Below are 15,902 nucleotides of genomic sequence, written 5' to 3' on the forward strand. Positions count from 1 at the left end.
GCATTGCGGCGCCTGCATCCAACACGCACCGGTCTGCGTAGACCTGCTGCGATGGCAAATGTTCGAGAGGATCAGTGATGAATCACAGAAGACAGATGTTTGGCCTGGTGGGTTGGCTGGCGCTTACATTGGCTGCAGCGGCACTGGGTGCGCGCGCCTCGATCACCGCCGCGCAGTTTTACGGGCAACTAGAGCAGCCCAGCTGGGCGCCGCCGGCCAATGTGTTTGGACCGGTCTGGACACTCTTATATATATTGATGGCGCTCAGCGCGTGGCTGGTCTGGCGCCAGGGCGGCTGGCGCAGCAATGGGGCCGCGCTTGGACTGTACGTCGCGCAACTGCTTGTCAACGTGCTCTGGAGCTGGCTGTTCTTCGCGTGGAAGCTCGGCGGCGCAGCGTTCGCCGACATCCTGCTCTTGCTGGTGCTGATCATGGCCACGATGGTGGCCTTCGCCCGTCGCAGGGCCCTGGCGGCGTGGCTGCTGCTGCCCTATCTGGCCTGGGTCAGCTTTGCTACAGCACTCAACCATGCGGTGTGGCAGCTCAATCCCTCAGTACTTTAAGCGCGGCTCAGGCGGCGGATACGATCGCCGCCCGCCACTGCCGCAGCGCGGCGCCGGTGAAGGACTGCTGGCCACAGCCCGACGGGCAGCGCACCACGCGGGCCGACGAAGTGCTGACCAGGCCAGCGCCTTCCTCTGCCTTGAACACCGTCTCGCACGCCGTGCAGCGCGCCACCAGGGCATAGAGATGGACGATGCGGCCGCTGCAGGGATCCTGCAGGGCACTGACGTCGAGCAGCTCGAAGTGGGCACTGTCCGCCATCGGCCGACGTGGGAAGGCAGGATGACGATCGAAGGGAGGAATGGAAGGCTGCAGATCCACGCGGCGTCGCCATGAAGGGGGTGGGATGACTGTATGCAGCCGCGCGTGCAGCACGCGTGCAGCGCTGATGCACGATCCGCGAAGGCCCCCGCGCTGCCACCTGCACGGAAGGCTGAACAGTTCAGTGTCGCGGTCCTCCGGTTTTACATGAGAGAGTGGTATGCGAATCACTGTTTTTGCGTCACCATGTAGCAATGGCTTTTTTCTCCGTCTCAGACGTGCGCCGTGGCGTGCATTGCGGCGCTGTCAACCTGCCCCGAACCGCGAGCATTGCTGCTGATGTCATCTGCTGAAACCGCGCAGGACGCCGCGCTTGACCTCTGCGCGCGTGAGCCCATCCACACGCCGGGTGCGATCCAGCCTTACGGCGTGCTGCTGGTGGTCGACCCGTACTCGCTGCAGGTCGTCGAGCGCGCGGTGAGTGAGCCAGCCCTGCTTGAAGGGTTCGGCGACCCGCTGGGACAGCCGCTGGCCGACGTGCTTGGCGGCGTCCTGGCGGACTGCATCGAGCCGGTCGGCCAGCTGGCCTTGGACAGTTCGGTGCACATCGGCTCCATCGAACTGCCGGGGTACGGGCGGCACCAGATACTGGCCCATCGCTCGGCGCAGGCTCTGCTGCTGGAGCTGGAATCACCGGTTGCGGGCCAGCCGGCTTCGCTGGAAGCCCTGTATCCGGCCATCCGCCAGCTGATGGCGTCCATCGAGACCGCCAGCTCGGTCGAGGCACTGTGCCAGATCGCCGCCGAGCACATGCGCGCGATGACCGGCTTCGACCGCACCCTGGTCTACCAGTTCGACAGCAGCTGGAACGGCATCGTCATTGCCGAGGATGGCAATGGGGTACTGCCCTCCTATCTCGACCTGCGCTTCCCGGAGTCGGACATCCCGGCGCAGGCGCGCGAACTCTACCGCCGCAACCGCGTGCGCCTGATCGCCGATGCCAACTACACCGCGGTGCCGCTGGTGCGCGCTGCGCAGCATGCCGATGCGGCGCCGACCGACCTGAGCCTTTCCGTACTGCGCAGTGTCTCGCCGGTGCACCTGCAGTACATGCGCAACATGGGCACCGGCTCGTCGATGTCGGTATCACTGATCCACGAAGGCCAGCTGTGGGGCCTGGTGTCCTGCCACAGTGCTGATGCCCGGCGCCTGCCCTACCCGGTGCGCACCGCCTGTGAGTTCATGGGCCAGATCGTCTCGCTGCAGATTGCCCTGAAGGAACGCGCCCGCGCAGTGGAAGAACGCATCAACCGCCGCTCGGTGCTGGTCCGGCTGCTGGGGCGCATGGCCGGTGACGAGGAGTTCATGGCCGCGCTGCGCCAGGATCCGGCCAGCTTGATGTCGCTGACCAATGCCGCCGGCGCTGCAATCGTGCACAAGGGCGACTGCCTGCTGGTCGGGCACTGCCCCGCCCGCAACGAGGTGCTGGATATCGCCCACTGGCTGGCCAGCGAACACGCCGGTGACGAGGTCTATGCCACCGATCACCTGGCCAGCCGCTGGCCCGCGGGCGAAGCCCTGACCGAGACCGCGAGCGGCCTGCTGGCGGTCTCGATCTCCCAGCTGCACGACAGTTTCCTGATGTGGTTCCGCCCCGAAGTGGTGCGCACCGTGCGCTGGGGCGGCGACCCGCGCAAGACCGCGGCGCCCGGAACGGTGCTGTCACCACGTAATTCCTTCGAAGCCTGGAAGGAAACCGTGCAGCAGCGCAGCCTGCCGTGGAACGATGCCGACCGCGATGCTGCGCACGAGATGCGCACCGCCATCGTCGACATCGTGCTGCGCAAGGCCGAGGAGATGGCCGAACTCAACGAACAGCTCCTGCGCAGCAACAAGGAGCTGGAGGCGTTCTCGTACTCGGTCAGCCATGACCTGCGTGCTCCCTTCCGGCACATCGTCGGCTATTCGGAACTGCTCGGCAGTTCCGCCGCCGATCGCCTGGACGCCACCGAGCGCCGCTTCCTGGACACCATCGTCGAATCAGCCAAGTCGGCCGGCACGCTGGTCGACGACCTGCTGAGTTTCTCGCAGATGGGCCGCTCGACACTGGGCCGCATGCGCCTGGACATGGGCGCCCTGGTCAGTGATGTGCGCCGCAGCCTGGCCTTCGACTATGCCGGGCGCGAGGTCGAGTGGAAGGTCGGCGCGCTGCCGGTCATCGAGGCCGACCCGACGATGATGCGCCTGGTCTGGCAGAACCTGCTGTCCAACGCCGTCAAGTTCACCCGCGAACGCGAGCACGCCGTCATCGAGATCGGCTGTGAACGCACCGACGAGGAGAACGTCTTCTTCGTCCGCGACAACGGCTGCGGTTTCGACATGCGTTACGTAGACAAGCTGTTCGGCGTGTTCCAGCGCCTGCACCACGTCGAGGAATTCGAAGGCACCGGGATCGGCCTGGCCAATGTACGCCGCATCGTCGGCCGCCATGGCGGCCGCACCTGGGCCGAAGGCGCGCTGGGCAAGGGCGCCACCCTGTATTTCACCCTGCCCCATCAAAACGGAGAACACCCATGAGGGATCTGCGGCCCATCCTTCTGGTTGAAGACAGCCCCAAGGATGCCGAGCTGACGATGGCAGCACTGGCGCGCTGCCAGCTGCTGAACGACGTCATCCATGTGCGCGACGGTGCCGAAGCACTGGACTACCTGCGCTGCGAAGGCGCCTATGCCGGGACGCGGCATGGTGGCCCGGTGGTGGTCCTGCTCGACCTGAAACTGCCCAAGATCAATGGCCTGGAAGTGCTGGAGCAGGTGCGCAACGATGCGGCGCTGAGCAGCACGCCGATCGTCATGCTCACCTCCTCGCGCGAGGAGCAGGACCTGGTGCGCAGCTACCAGCTGGGCGTCAACGCCTTCGTGGTCAAGCCGGTGGACTTCAAGGAGTTCTTCGACGCCATCCAGGGCCTGGGCATGTTCTGGGGCATCACCAACCAACCGCCACCGCCCCCCTCCGTCGGAACAGGTCCCCGCGATGCGTGATGACACGCGCCGTGCTTCGCACCTGCGCATCCTCATGCTGGAGGACAGCGCGCTCGATGCAGAGCTGATCACGGCGCAACTGCAGCGGGGCGGGCTGGATTTCGAGATCGAGCGCCTGTGGACCCGCGACGCCTTCATCGAAGCGATCGAGAGTGATCGTTTCGACGTCATTCTGGCCGACCACGTGCTGCCGGGATTCGACGGCGATGCCGCGCTCGACCTGGCGCGCGAGCGCGCACCGCACATCCCCTTCATCTTCGTCTCCGGAACCCTGACCGAGGAACTGGCGGTGCAGGCGCTGACCCGTGGCGCGCGTGACTATGTGGTCAAGCAGCGCCTGCAGCGCCTGCCCGACGCGATCCGTCGCGCCCGCCAGGAAGCCAGCGAGCGCAACCAGCTGACCCAGACCCGCGCGGCACTGGACGAAAGCCAGGCGCAGCTGCAGCAGATCACTGATGCCGTGCCGGCGCTGATCGCGCATCTCGACACCGACCACCGCTACCGCTTTGCCAACAAGGCCTTCCTCGACTGGCACGGCACCGACCTGCAGAGCATCCTCGGCCGGACCGCCGCGGAGGTGGGTGGCGAGGAGGCCTTCGCCAATGCCCGGACCAGCCTGCAGCGGGTACTGGCCGGCGAACGCGCGAGCTTTCAGGTCACCCTGGTGCACCGCAGTGGCGAGTCCCGCTTCCTGCAGATGGACTGCGTGCCAGAGCGTGCTGCCGATGGCAGCGTCACCGGCTATACCTGCCTGGGCAGCGATGTGTCCTCTCTGAAGCGCGCCGAACTGGCGCTGCGCGAGGACAACGAATCGCTTGAACGGCAGGTGCAGGCGCGTACCGCTGAACTGCAGGCCAGCAAGCGGCGCCTGCAGGCCATCTTTGAATCCAGCTTCCAGCACCAGGTGCTGCTGGATCGCAGCGGCCGCATCGTCGATGCCAATGTCGCCTCGCTAGCCGCAGTTCTGGCCGAGAAGGAGGATGTCATCAGCCTGCCGTTCTGGGAATCGCCGTGGTTTGCCGCGACACCCGAGCTGGCCGGCGTGGTCGACCAGGCCGTGGCCGATGCCTCGCGCGGCCGCAGCGCGGTGCAGGCGATGGACCTTGAACTGCCCACCGGTCGCCGCAGCTTTGATTTCACGTTCCGTCCGTTGCAGGACGCCGAGGGCACGGTGACCGCCGTGGTCTCCGAGGCCGTGGAAACCACCGCCCGCATCCAGGCCGAGCACGCGCTGCGGCAGGCACAGAAAATCGAGGCCGTGGGCCAGCTCACCGGCGGCATTGCCCATGACTTCAACAACATCCTGACCGTGATCGCCGGCAACGTCGAGCACGCGATGCTGCTGAACCAGCGTGACGGCCAGCCCGGCAACATGAGTGTGCGTGCGCTGGACAACGCCCTGAAGGGCGTCGGCCGTGCCGCCAGCCTGACCCAGCGGCTGCTGGCGTTTGCGCGCAAGCAGCCGTTGCGCAGCCAGGCCGTGAATCTCAACGACGCGCTGCTTGGCATGCATGACATGCTGCAGCGGACACTGGGTGAACTGGTGCTTCTGGACATCCGCACCGGCGAAGGCATCTGGTGCGTCGAACTCGACGTCAGCCAGCTCGAGGCTTCGGTGCTGAACCTGGCGGTGAACGCGCGTGACGCGATGTCCGGTGGCGGGCGCCTGGTGGTGGAGATCGACAACAGTCACCTCGACCATGACTACGCCGCGCTGTTCCCGGATGCCACGCCGGGCGAATACGTGATGCTGCGGGTTCGCGACAACGGCCACGGCATGTCCGCCGACACAATGGCCAAGGTGTTCGAACCCTTCTTCACCACCAAGCAGGTGGGCCGCGGCACCGGCCTGGGCCTGTCGATGGTGTACGGCTTCGTCAAGCAGTCCGGTGGCCATGTCCTCATCGATTCGGTGGAGGGCGGCGGAACCAGCATCACCATGATGTTCCCGCGCTCTTCGCTGGAGCTGCCCAGCGAGACCGCCGAGGCTTCCACCGGCCTGGCCGGTTACGAGCCGCGCGAGGAAACCATTCTGGTCGCCGAAGACAACGACGACGTGCGCGCCTACACCGTCGAGGCGTTGCGGCAGCTGGGCTACCGCGTGCTGGAAGCGCACGATGGTCCGTCCGCGCTGCGCCTGCTGGAGCGTCCGGATGCGAAGATAGATCTGTTGTTCTCCGACGTGGTGATGCCGGGGATGTCAGGCTGGGCGCTGGGCCGTGAAGTGCGGGAACGCTGGCCAGAGGTCGCAGTGCTGTTTACCTCGGGCTATCCGCGCGACCACGATGCGGCCGGCAGCAATGGCCGTTCTGCACCGCTGCTGTCGAAGCCGTTCACCCGCAGCGACCTGGCCGAGTCGATCATCAGCGTGCTGAAGGATCGCGCGCAAGCGCGTTGATCTGCGCGCATTCCACGCCCCTCGGCGGTGACGGCATCCGCGCCAGCGCGATCATCGCCTGGCCGATGCCGCGGTTGCTGGTGGTCAGCGCCGGCAGCAGCCCCTCGGCCACCGCCATCAGCGGGCGGGCCAGCAGATAGAAAGGCTTGAGCGCCGTGTGTCGCGTGCCGGTGCCGGATACCGGCCGCACGCCGGCCGGTCGCAGCATCACCGTGCGCACCGGTAGATCGGCAAGCGCCTGCTCGGTCTCACCCTTCACCCGCAGCGGCATGATCCGGCTGTCCGGGTTGGCATGTGCACCCGACACATACAGGAAACATCCGTGGGGATTGGCTGCCGCCCAGGCTTCTGCGACGGTGCGGGTCACCTGCAGCGTGACCTGGCGGTACTCGGGCTCGGCCGTGCCCACGGGTGGTGCGCCCGCACAATAGAAACAGGCGTCGAATCCAGCGAGCGCATCGCCAAGGCTGGTGGCTCGCTGGAAGTCCGCAAGCACGATCTCATCGACGTTGCCCGGCACGCTGCCTGGCCGGCGCACCAGTGCGACGACGTGGCCGACATCCGCGGACTGCAGGCAGGCCTGCAGCACGCCCTGCCCGACCAGCCCGGTGGCGCCCACCAGCAGCACCCGCATTGCATTGCCATTGCCCATCGGGCTTTCCTCCAGTGCTCTAGAGCTTGACGAACCGCTGTATCCTGCGCGCCAGCCAGCCACTGAACACCAGGGGCGCATCCAATGCCGACACGCAGATGCACGGCACGCCCGGTGCGGTGACCGGCTGGTGCTCCACGTCTTCGTCCAGATCGGCCACATCGCCTGGCGCGAACAGACCCAGCGCATCATTGTAGGCGCCACGCAGGATGTGGGTGAGCTCGCTGCGGCCGTGGCTGTGCATCGGCAGGCACTTGCCCGGCGCGATCTTGAGCATGATCAGCGAGGGCATTTCCGTGGAGCGGATGCAGTGCACGCCCGGCGCGATCCAGCGCCAGCGCAGCGCACCCAATGAATGACCAAAATACGGCTGAAGAGACGCAGGCAGGTGGTCAGCACTGACCTCCGGCAGCTCCACCGGCGACGCGGCCGGCCGCGCGACAGCGATGGCGGGCACCGCAGGCGCTTCACGCTCCAGCTCGTCCAGCATCGCCGCGCGCAACGCCTGGCTGCGGCCGCCCACGACCATCGGCTGGGTCTGTTCGATCAGCGCCGCGCCGATGGCCTCGGCCTCGCGCATGCGCTGGCGGCAATGCGCGCACTGCTCCAGGTGCGTACCGGCGACCACGCTCAGCGGTGCCGGCAACGCGCCGGCCGCATAGCTGAGCAGGGTCGATTCGTGCAGGTGGTGGTGCGGATTCATGGCACGCCACCCACCTTGGACTGCAGCTGCAGGAAGGCCCGGCGCAGGTGTGACTTGACCGTCCCCAGCGGCATGCCCAGCGCCTCGGAAATTTCGCCGTGGCTCTTGGCTTCAAAATAGGACATGCGCACCAGCCGCGCCTGCACCGCCGGCAACTCGTTGATGCGCTGGCGCAGGCGCGCCTGGTCGGCATAGTGCTCGGCACTGCTCTCAGACTGCGCGTCGCTGCAGGCAGCCTGCTCCACCGCTGCCTGCACCTGCATCCAGCTGCGCTCATGGCGCACCCGATCGATCTGCAGGTTGCGCGCGATGCGGTAGAGCCAGGTGCTCAGCGCACCCTGCGCCGCATCGTAGTCGGCCGCGCGCAGCCACAGCCGCAGCAGGCATTCCTGCGCAAGCTCCTCGGCCACCGCTTCGGGCGCGCCGAGCCCGCGCAGGTAGACACACAGGCGCGGCATGAAGTGATCATAGATGCGCATGAAACAAGCGCGGTCACGCAGGCGCGCCACGCCGTCCATGTCACCGGTCCAGTTGGTCGGCTCGCTGCTTGGCTGCTGGCTCATGGACACGATGCGTGCGGCGTCGAAGTCAAAGGAGGGGCTGGCGGCGTCAGGGTACATCACGGGCGGCGATCAGGCAGGTGAAGGGGGGTCTGTGTGCTGTACGCAGCAGAGGCCGGATTGGATGCAGCGCACTGCCCTGCATCCAGCTGGACCCATCGTGCGTACGTTCAGCAGACCAACCTGCAAGGACCCCCCATGCATACCGCCGGGCTGATGCTGTACCTGTCCACCGTGACCAGCGCCACCCCCCTGCTGCACAGCGAAGGCGTTGCCAGCCTGGCCGACGGGACCCCCGCCTACCGCGAGGTGCACTGGCGGCGCGGGGCGACCGAAGGTGCGGCGCGCTGGGTGCAGTACCTGTGCCCGGACGGTCGCCCGTTCGCCCGCAAGGAACTGCCGGGCACCGCCCAGCCGCAGGCGCGGGGCTACCTGCTGCAGGACGGCCGCAGCGGCCAGGCCGCCAAAGTGGTGGTGGCCGGCGGACAGGTCAGCATCGACTGGAAGGAAAGCGCGCCCGCCGCGGAGCGGCGTGCGCAGGTCCCACTTCCTGCCGACGCGGTGATCGATACCGGATTCGACGCGGCGGTGCGCGCGCACTGGCCTGCACTGATGAAGGGCGATGAGGTCCGCCTGCCCTTCCTGGTGCCGGGCCGGCAACGCTTCTACCCGGTCAGCGTCCGGCGGACCGGCCCGCTCACCTGGCAGGGTGCTCCCGCACAGGCCATCGAGGTGCGCCTGGCCACCTGGTACGGCGCGGTCGCTCCGCGGCTGTCCCTGGTCTACGCCGATGATGACCGGCGCTTGCTGGAATTCCGCGGCACCAGCAACCTGCGTGATGCGCGCGGCACCTATCCGGCCGTCATCGTACGCTTCGCCTCACCCGCGACGACGCAGCCACAGGCGCAGTGGCAACAGGCCTGGGCACGACCCCTGGTGCCGTCCTGCAGCGTGAGCAGCAGGTGAAGCCATCATGACATGCCGATTGAGTGCATCCAATCCACGCCCTGCTGCGTACATATGCACAGACACGCCTTCGAGACCTCCCCCATGTCCGCTGCTGCGCCCCTTCCACGCCGACGTGAGCGGCTGCTGCGGACCCTGCGACGCTGGTTCGATACCGAGGCCGCAGCGGCGCAGGCCGATCCGGCGCAGCGCGGCCGCATCGACTGGCTGCGGGCCGTACCCTTCTTCCTGCTGCATGTGGCGTGCCTGGGGGTGATCTGGGTCGGCGTGTCCTGGACCGCGGTAGCGGTCGCGCTGGCGCTTTACGCGGTGCGGATGTTCGCGATCACCGGTTTCTACCACCGCTATTTCTCGCACCGGACCTTCCACGCCTCTCGCCCGGTGCAGTTCCTTTTCGCGGTGATCGGCGCGTCCAGCGTGCAGCGGGGCCCGCTGTGGTGGGCCGCCCACCACCGCCATCACCACCGCCATGCCGACCAGCCGCAGGACCCGCATTCCCCGGTCAGTGGCGGGTTCTGGCGGAGCCACATGGGCTGGTTCCTGACCCGCGAGGCCTTCGCCACGGACCTGGCGCGCGTGCCCGACCTGGCCCGTTTCCCGGAACTGCGCTGGCTGGACCGCTTTGACATCGCCGTGCCGGTGTTGCTGGCCGCAGGCCTGTATGGCCTTGGCGCGCTGCTGGAACGTGTGGCACCCGGCCTCCACACGACGGGCCCGCAGCTGCTGGTCTGGGGATTCTTCATCTCCACCGTCGTGCTGTTCCATGCCACGGTGACCATCAATTCGCTGGCCCACCGCTTCGGCAGCCGCCGCTTCGACACGCGCGATGACAGCCGCAACAACCTCTGGCTGGCCCTGCTGACCTTCGGCGAAGGCTGGCACAACAACCATCACTTCTTCCCCGGCACCGCCCGCCAGGGCTTCCGCTGGTGGGAAGTGGACCTGACCTGGTACGGCCTGCGCCTGATGGCCGCCATCGGCCTGGTCAGGGGACTGAAGCCGATACCCGAATGGGTGCTGGCCAAGGCGAAGGACTGAGCATGCGCATCGCGGTCATCGGTTCGGGCATTGCAGGGCTGGCCAGCGCGTACTGGCTGGATGGCGAGCACGAAGTCACCCTGTATGAAGCCAACGACTACCTGGGCGGGCACACCCACACCCATCGGGTGCAGGTCGACGGTCAGCAGATGTCGGTGGACACCGGTTTCATCGTCTTCAATCCGCAGCATTACCCGCTGCTGACGGCCCTGTTCGACGAGCTGGGCGTGGCGTCACAGCCGACCACCATGAGCTTCTCGATGCACAGCGACCGCAGTGGCGTGGAGTACAACGCCACCTCGCTGGACGGGCTGTTCTGCCAGCGGCGCAACCTGGTCTCGCCGCGCTTCTGGGGCATGCTGGCCGACCTGCGCCGCTTCTACCGGAACGCGCCGCTGCTGCTGGCCGAGGCCGAAGGCCCGACGCTGGGACAGTACCTGCGCCAGCAGCGTTTCGGCGATGCCTTCGTGGAGGAACACCTGCTGCCGATGGCCTCGGCGCTGTGGTCTTCGCCGACCGCCACTGTTCTTGACTTCCCGGCGCGCTACCTCGTGCAGTTCATGGCCAACCACCAGATGCTGCAGATGACCGGCCGACCACCGTGGCGCGTGGTCAAGGGCGGCTCGGCGCGATATGTCGATGCGCTGCGTGGCCGCTGGCGCGTGCATGAGCGGCTGGAAACGCCGGTGCAGGCGGTCGAGCGCATGCCGTGGGGCGCGCGCGTGCACAGTTCGGCGGGTATCGAGGGCTTCGACGAGGTGATCCTGGCCTGCCACAGCGACCAGGCCCTTGCCCTGCTGGCAGACGCCGATCCGGTTGAAAGCGCCGTGCTGGGCGCGATCCGCTACCAGGCCAACGAGGCCGTGCTGCACACCGACGCCTCACTGCTGCCCAGCAACCGCAAGGCGTGGGCCGCCTGGAACGCACACGTTCCGGACGACCCGTCGGCGCCGTGCACGGTCAGCTACTGCATGAACCTGCTGCAGGGCCTGCCCGGCGACACGCCACTGGTGGTGACCCTCAATCGCAGTGATGCCATCGATCCGTCCAAGGTGCTGCGCCGCCTGCACTACGCGCACCCCGTGCACGACCATGCCGCCGTGCGGGCACAGCGACGCTGGGGCGAGATCCAGGGACACCGCCACACCTGGTTCGCCGGCGCTTATTGGGGTTGGGGTTTCCACGAGGACGGCATCGCCAGTGCACGGCGCATGGTCGACGCGCTGCGCGCCCGCACCGGCATCGCCTCGCCGCTGCGGCCGACCGAGATCACGGCATGACCGCCAGTGCGCTCTATGTGGGGCAGGTGCTGCACCGGCGGCACCATCCGCATGCGCACGCGTTCCGCTACCCGATTGCGCAGCTTCTGCTGGACCTGGACGAGCTCGACACGATCTTCGCCGGGCGCTGGCTGTGGTCGGTCAACCGCCGCAACCTGGCCGAGTTCCGTCGCAGCGACTACCTGGGCGATGCGCAGGTGCCACTGGCCGATGCCGTGCGCGACCATGCCGCCACCGTGCTGGGCCGTCGCCCTGAAGGACCGGTGCGGCTTCTGACGCACCTGCGTTTTGGCGGCCACGTGTTCAACCCGGTCAGCTTCTACTACTGCTACCAGGCCGATGGCAGCACCCTGGACTGCATCGTCGCCGACATCACCAATACGCCGTGGAAGGAACGCCACGCCTACGTACTGCCGGTCGAGCAGGCGCAGCACGAAGGTGGCAGCCTGCGCTGGCAGTTCGACAAGTGCTTCCATGTTTCGCCCTTCATGCCGATGGACTGCCGCTACGACTGGCGCTTCAACGCGCCCGGCGATGCGCTCCGCGTGCACATGCAGGTCTGGCACGAAGGCGTGCGCCAGTTCGATGCCACCCAGAGCATGCAGCGCCACCCACTGGATGGCCGCGGCCTGGCGCGGGTGCTGCTGGCCTACCCGCTGATGACCGTGCAGGTGGTCGCCGCCATCCACTGGCAGGCGCTGCGCCTGTGGCTGAAACGCAACCCCGTGCACGACCACCCTTCCCTTGCCGAGAAACCGCGATGAACAACCCGACGCCTTCGGTGGCCCTGCCCCGCGCCGGTGCACTGGATGCCTTCCTGCGCCGTCGCCTGCTGGCCCAGCTGGCACCGATGCACGACGGCCAGCTGCGCGTCCGCGATGCCTTCGGCGAGGTGCTGCTGGGCGATGGTCATGGCCCGCTGCAGGCTGCAGTGACCATTGACGACCCGGCCTTCTACCGCAAGGTGGCCGCGCAGGGCAGCGTCGGCGCGGGCGAAAGCTACATCCACGGCGACTGGCGCTGCGATGACCTGGTCGCACTGGTCCGCCTGCTGGTGCGCAACCGCGATCTGCTCGATGGCATGGAACGCGGCCCGGCACGCGCCGCCGGCTGGCTGCTGCGCGGCTGGAACCAACTGCGCCGCAACAGCCGCAAGGGCAGCCGCCGCAACATCGCCGCCCACTACGACCTCGGCAATGATTTTTTCGCGCTGTTCCTGTCGCCGGACCTGATGTATTCCTCGGCGCTGTACGCACAGCCGGACGAGCCGCTGGAAGTGGCCTCGACCCGCAAGCTGGACCGCATCTGCCAGCAGCTGCAGCTGCAGCCGGGCGACCGCGTGGTCGAGATCGGCACCGGCTGGGGCGGTTTTGCCGTGCATGCGGCGCGCCATTACGGATGCCACGTCACCACCACCACCATTTCCGCCGAACAGCACGCACTGGCCGTGCAGCGCGTGGTGGATGCAGGTCTGCAGGAACGCGTGACCGTGTTGATGCAGGACTACCGCGACCTGCAGGGCCAGTTCGACAAGCTGGTCTCCATCGAAATGATCGAGGCCATCGGCGCCGAATTCCTCGATATCTACATGGGCACCCTGCAGCGCCTTCTGAAGCCTGATGGCGTGGCCCTGCTGCAGGCGATCACCATCGAGGACCACCGCTACGAACAGGCGCGGCGCAGCGTCGACTACATCAAGCGCTTCGTGTTCCCGGGCAGCTTCATTCCTTCGATCAACGCGATCATGGCGGCCAAGACCCGGGCCAGCGACCTGCAGCTGATCGCCCAGCAGGACTTCGGCCATTCCTACGCGCTGACCCTGCGCGCCTGGCGGCAGCGCTTCCTGGCCCAGCGCGGCACCGTGCAGGCGCAGGGCTTCGACGAACGCTTCTGCCGCCTGTGGGAGTTCTACCTGGCCTACTGCGAGGGTGGTTTCCTTGAGCGCTCCATCGGCGTGTCGCACCTGCTGCTGGCACGCCCAGGCCATTGCACAGACGTGCCCACGGCCAGCGAGGCCTGACATGAGGCGGACCTGGGCCAACCTGCTCGGCAACCAGTTGGTCTGGCTGTGCGCGGTCGCCGGCGCGGGCCGGGGCTGGCAATGGCCGGCACTGCTGGCTGCAGCGCTGTATGTCGCCAGCCAGCTGCTGACCAGCCCGGTGCCGCGCATCGACCTGCGCCTGCTGCTGCTCGCCCTCGCCTGCGCCTGGCTGGTGGATGGCACCGCCGCCGCCAGCGGCACCGTGCGCTATGCCGCCGCACCGCTGGGCTGGGCACCGCCGCCGTGGATCATGGCGCTGTGGGCGGCCTTCTCGATGACCCTGACCAGCTCGATGACCTTCCTGCAGCGGCACCGCCTGCTGCCGGTGCTGTTCGGCCTGCTGCTGGCACCGCTGGCCTATCTGTCGGCGGCGCGTGGTTTCCAGGCCGTGCAGTTCAGCGCCCACCTGTGGCAGGGCGTTCTGTTGCTGGGCGTGGGCTGGAGCACCGCCCTGCCGCTGCTGTGCGCGCTGGCAAGCCGCGGTAATGAGAAAACGGCCGAAAACACACGTAAAGGAGTTCGCGCATGAACCTGCTCGGCTGGGTGCTGCTCTACGCAGTGCTGGTGATGTGCTGGGGCTGGGCCTGGCAGCGCCGCCATCGCAACATCGGCGTGGTTGACGTGCTGTGGGCCAAGGGCGTGGCCGCGGGCGCCCTGCTGCTCGCCTGGCTGGGCGATGGCGGCCTGCAGCCGCGCATCGCGCTGGGTGTGCTGGGCGGCCTGTGGGGCAGCCGGCTCGCCCTGCATCTGTGGCACCGCGTGCGCAGTGAAGACGAGGACGGGCGCTACCGCTATCTGCGCGAACACTGGAACGGCCACCAGGGAAAGATCTTCGGCTTCTTCATGGCCCAGGCGCTGCTGGTGGTGCTGTTCGCCCTGCCGTTCCTGGCCGTGGCGCGCACCCCGGCCACCAGCCATGCCGGCTGGATCGCTGCCGCCGTGGCCGTGTGGCTGCTCAGTGTTGGCGGTGAAGCACTGGCCGACCGCCAGCTTGCACGTTTCAGGGCCGACCCCGCCAACAAGGGCAGGACCTGCCGCCAAGGACTGTGGCGCTACTCGCGCCATCCCAACTATTTCTTCGAGTGGCTGCACTGGTTCACCTATGTGCTGCTGGCCGTCGGCTCACCGCTATGGTGGCTGTCCTGGTCGGGGCCGCTGGTGATGTACCTGTTCCTGCGCTACCTCAGCGGCGTTCCCTTCACCGAAAAACAGGCCCTGCGCAGCCGCGGCGATGATTACCGCGACTACCAGCGCAGCACCCCGATGTTCTTCCCGTGGTTCCCCCGCACTTCCCCTTCCCAGGACCGCACGCCATGAATGCCACCCGCACGCTGCACCCTCCCGTCGAGATCGAAGGCGGCCTGACCGGCTGGGCCGAGCGCGGCTGGATCCCGGACGCTGCCCTGCGTGCAGGCATCCGTCGCCTGTGCGCGCAGCGCCTGCAGGAGGAGGACGAAGGCGGCCAGGAGGGACAGTCAGTGCGCTTCCAGCGCCGCATCGCCGAACTGGCCGGCAGCCCGCTGGCCCTGCACGTCGACGCTGCCAACCGCCAGCATTACGAGGTACCGGCCGCTTTCTTCCAGGCCTGCCTCGGCAAGCGCCTGAAGTACAGCAGCTGCTATTACCGCACCGGTCACGAAACCCTGGACCAGGCCGAAGAGGCGATGCTGGAACTGTATGGGCAGCGCGCCGGGCTGCGTGATGGCCAGGACATCCTCGAGCTCGGCTGCGGCTGGGGTTCGCTGACCCTGTGGATGGCCGAACGCTACCCGAATGCACGCATCACTGCGGTGTCCAATTCGCACAGCCAGCGCGAGCACATCATGGGCCAGTGCCAGGCGCGCGGCCTGCGCAACGTCGAGGTACTCACCCGCGACGTGAACCAGCTGGAGCTGCCGAGCGCGCGTTTCGACCGCTGCGTGTCGGTGGAGATGTTCGAACACGTGCGCAACTACCAGCAGTTGCTGCAGCGCATATCTGGCTGGCTGCGGCCGGACGGCGCACTGTTCGTGCACATCTTCGCCCACCGCACGCTGATGTACCCGTTCGAGACCGAAGGCGATGACAACTGGATGGGGCGGCATTTCTTCACCGGCGGCCTGATGCCGGCCGCCGACACCCTCCTGCATTTCCAGCAGCACCTGCAGCTCGACCAGCGCTGGCTGCTGGACGGCACGCACTACCAGCGCACCGCCAACCACTGGCTGGACAACCAGGACGCGGCCCGCGCCCAGCTGATGCCGATCCTGCAGGCGACCTACGGCGAGGCCGCCGCGCGCATCTGGTGGCAGCGCTGGCGCATGTTCTGGATGGCCTGCGCCGAGCTGTTCGGCTATGACCAGGGCCAGCAATGGCTCGTCGCACACTACCTGTTCCGCCCCCGCTGAAGGAGATTGGC

16 protein-coding genes are annotated in these 15,902 nt (G+C 67.5%); 12 read left to right on the forward strand and 4 right to left on the reverse strand.

Annotated elements, in window-relative coordinates:
• Window positions 1–77: 77 nt before the first annotated feature.
• Entirely contained in the window at window positions 78–563 is a 486-nt protein-coding gene (locus tag AC1VXD_RS04425; protein ID WP_482991026.1) for a TspO/MBR family protein, read from the forward strand.
• Between the two features lie 7 nt (window positions 564–570).
• Here the strand turns inward: AC1VXD_RS04425 and AC1VXD_RS04430 are convergent, their stop codons facing one another.
• Window positions 571–825, reverse strand: a complete 255-nt coding sequence (locus AC1VXD_RS04430) for a hypothetical protein (RefSeq protein ID WP_482991027.1) — start codon at window positions 823–825, stop codon at window positions 571–573.
• A gap of 339 nt (window positions 826–1,164) precedes the next feature.
• On the opposite strand from AC1VXD_RS04430, the gene AC1VXD_RS04435 reads away from it, so the two are divergent.
• Genes AC1VXD_RS04435 through AC1VXD_RS04445 form a run of 3 tightly spaced genes read left to right on the forward strand, consistent with a single transcriptional unit; the run spans window position 1,165 to window position 6,264 of the window.
• Window positions 1,165–3,402: an ATP-binding protein gene (locus AC1VXD_RS04435; protein ID WP_482991028.1), complete on the forward strand. Its 2,238-nt coding sequence runs from the start codon at window positions 1,165–1,167 to the stop codon at window positions 3,400–3,402.
• Entirely contained in the window at window positions 3,399–3,866 is a 468-nt protein-coding gene (locus tag AC1VXD_RS04440; protein ID WP_482991029.1) for a response regulator, read from the forward strand. Before AC1VXD_RS04435 ends, AC1VXD_RS04440 begins: the two co-directional genes overlap by 4 nt.
• Window positions 3,859–6,264, forward strand: coding sequence for a hybrid sensor histidine kinase/response regulator (locus AC1VXD_RS04445; RefSeq protein ID WP_482991030.1), 2,406 nt, complete (start codon window positions 3,859–3,861; stop codon window positions 6,262–6,264). Before AC1VXD_RS04440 ends, AC1VXD_RS04445 begins: the two co-directional genes overlap by 8 nt.
• Here AC1VXD_RS04445 and AC1VXD_RS04450 read toward each other — a convergent pair.
• The 3 genes from AC1VXD_RS04450 to AC1VXD_RS04460 are packed head-to-tail and all read right to left on the reverse strand — an operon-like array spanning window position 6,230 to window position 8,239.
• On the reverse strand, window positions 6,230–6,916 hold the full coding sequence (locus AC1VXD_RS04450) for an NAD(P)H-binding protein (RefSeq protein ID WP_482991031.1): 687 nt from the start codon (window positions 6,914–6,916) through the stop codon (window positions 6,230–6,232). The two genes, AC1VXD_RS04445 and AC1VXD_RS04450, sit on opposite strands and share 35 nt — an antisense overlap.
• Window positions 6,917–6,935: 19 nt before the next feature.
• Window positions 6,936–7,619, reverse strand: a complete 684-nt coding sequence (locus tag AC1VXD_RS04455; RefSeq protein ID WP_482991032.1) for a ChrR family anti-sigma-E factor — start codon at window positions 7,617–7,619, stop codon at window positions 6,936–6,938.
• A complete protein-coding gene (locus tag AC1VXD_RS04460) occupies window positions 7,616–8,239 on the reverse strand; it encodes a sigma-70 family RNA polymerase sigma factor (RefSeq protein WP_482991062.1) in 624 nt (207 codons plus the stop codon). The genes AC1VXD_RS04455 and AC1VXD_RS04460 overlap by 4 nt, the downstream gene beginning before the upstream one ends.
• Before the next feature lie 138 nt (window positions 8,240–8,377).
• Between AC1VXD_RS04460 and AC1VXD_RS04465 the strand changes: the two genes are divergently transcribed.
• From AC1VXD_RS04465 to AC1VXD_RS04500, 8 genes are all read left to right on the forward strand, one after another.
• Window positions 8,378–9,145, forward strand: a complete 768-nt coding sequence (locus tag AC1VXD_RS04465; RefSeq protein WP_482991033.1) for a hypothetical protein — start codon at window positions 8,378–8,380, stop codon at window positions 9,143–9,145.
• 84 nt (window positions 9,146–9,229) lie between these two features.
• On the forward strand, window positions 9,230–10,183 hold the full coding sequence (locus tag AC1VXD_RS04470; protein WP_482991034.1) for an acyl-CoA desaturase: 954 nt from the start codon (window positions 9,230–9,232) through the stop codon (window positions 10,181–10,183).
• 2 nt (window positions 10,184–10,185) lie between these two features.
• Window positions 10,186–11,463: an NAD(P)/FAD-dependent oxidoreductase gene (locus AC1VXD_RS04475; protein ID WP_482991035.1), complete on the forward strand. Its 1,278-nt coding sequence runs from the start codon at window positions 10,186–10,188 to the stop codon at window positions 11,461–11,463.
• On the forward strand, window positions 11,460–12,227 hold the full coding sequence (locus tag AC1VXD_RS04480; RefSeq protein WP_482991036.1) for a DUF1365 domain-containing protein: 768 nt from the start codon (window positions 11,460–11,462) through the stop codon (window positions 12,225–12,227). The genes AC1VXD_RS04475 and AC1VXD_RS04480 overlap by 4 nt, the downstream gene beginning before the upstream one ends.
• Complete coding sequence (locus tag AC1VXD_RS04485) at window positions 12,224–13,483, forward strand: class I SAM-dependent methyltransferase (protein ID WP_482991037.1); 1,260 nt, start codon at window positions 12,224–12,226, stop codon at window positions 13,481–13,483. The genes AC1VXD_RS04480 and AC1VXD_RS04485 overlap by 4 nt, the downstream gene beginning before the upstream one ends.
• 1 nt (window position 13,484) lies before the next feature.
• Entirely contained in the window at window positions 13,485–14,033 is a 549-nt protein-coding gene (locus AC1VXD_RS04490) for a DUF2878 domain-containing protein (RefSeq protein WP_482991038.1), read from the forward strand.
• Entirely contained in the window at window positions 14,030–14,821 is a 792-nt protein-coding gene (locus AC1VXD_RS04495; protein WP_482991039.1) for a DUF1295 domain-containing protein, read from the forward strand. Before AC1VXD_RS04490 ends, AC1VXD_RS04495 begins: the two co-directional genes overlap by 4 nt.
• Window positions 14,818–15,891, forward strand: coding sequence for an SAM-dependent methyltransferase (locus AC1VXD_RS04500; protein WP_482991040.1), 1,074 nt, complete (start codon window positions 14,818–14,820; stop codon window positions 15,889–15,891). The genes AC1VXD_RS04495 and AC1VXD_RS04500 overlap by 4 nt, the downstream gene beginning before the upstream one ends.
• Window positions 15,892–15,902: the final 11 nt, after the last annotated feature.

This window comes from Stenotrophomonas sp. STEN054, from assembly GCF_056854535.1.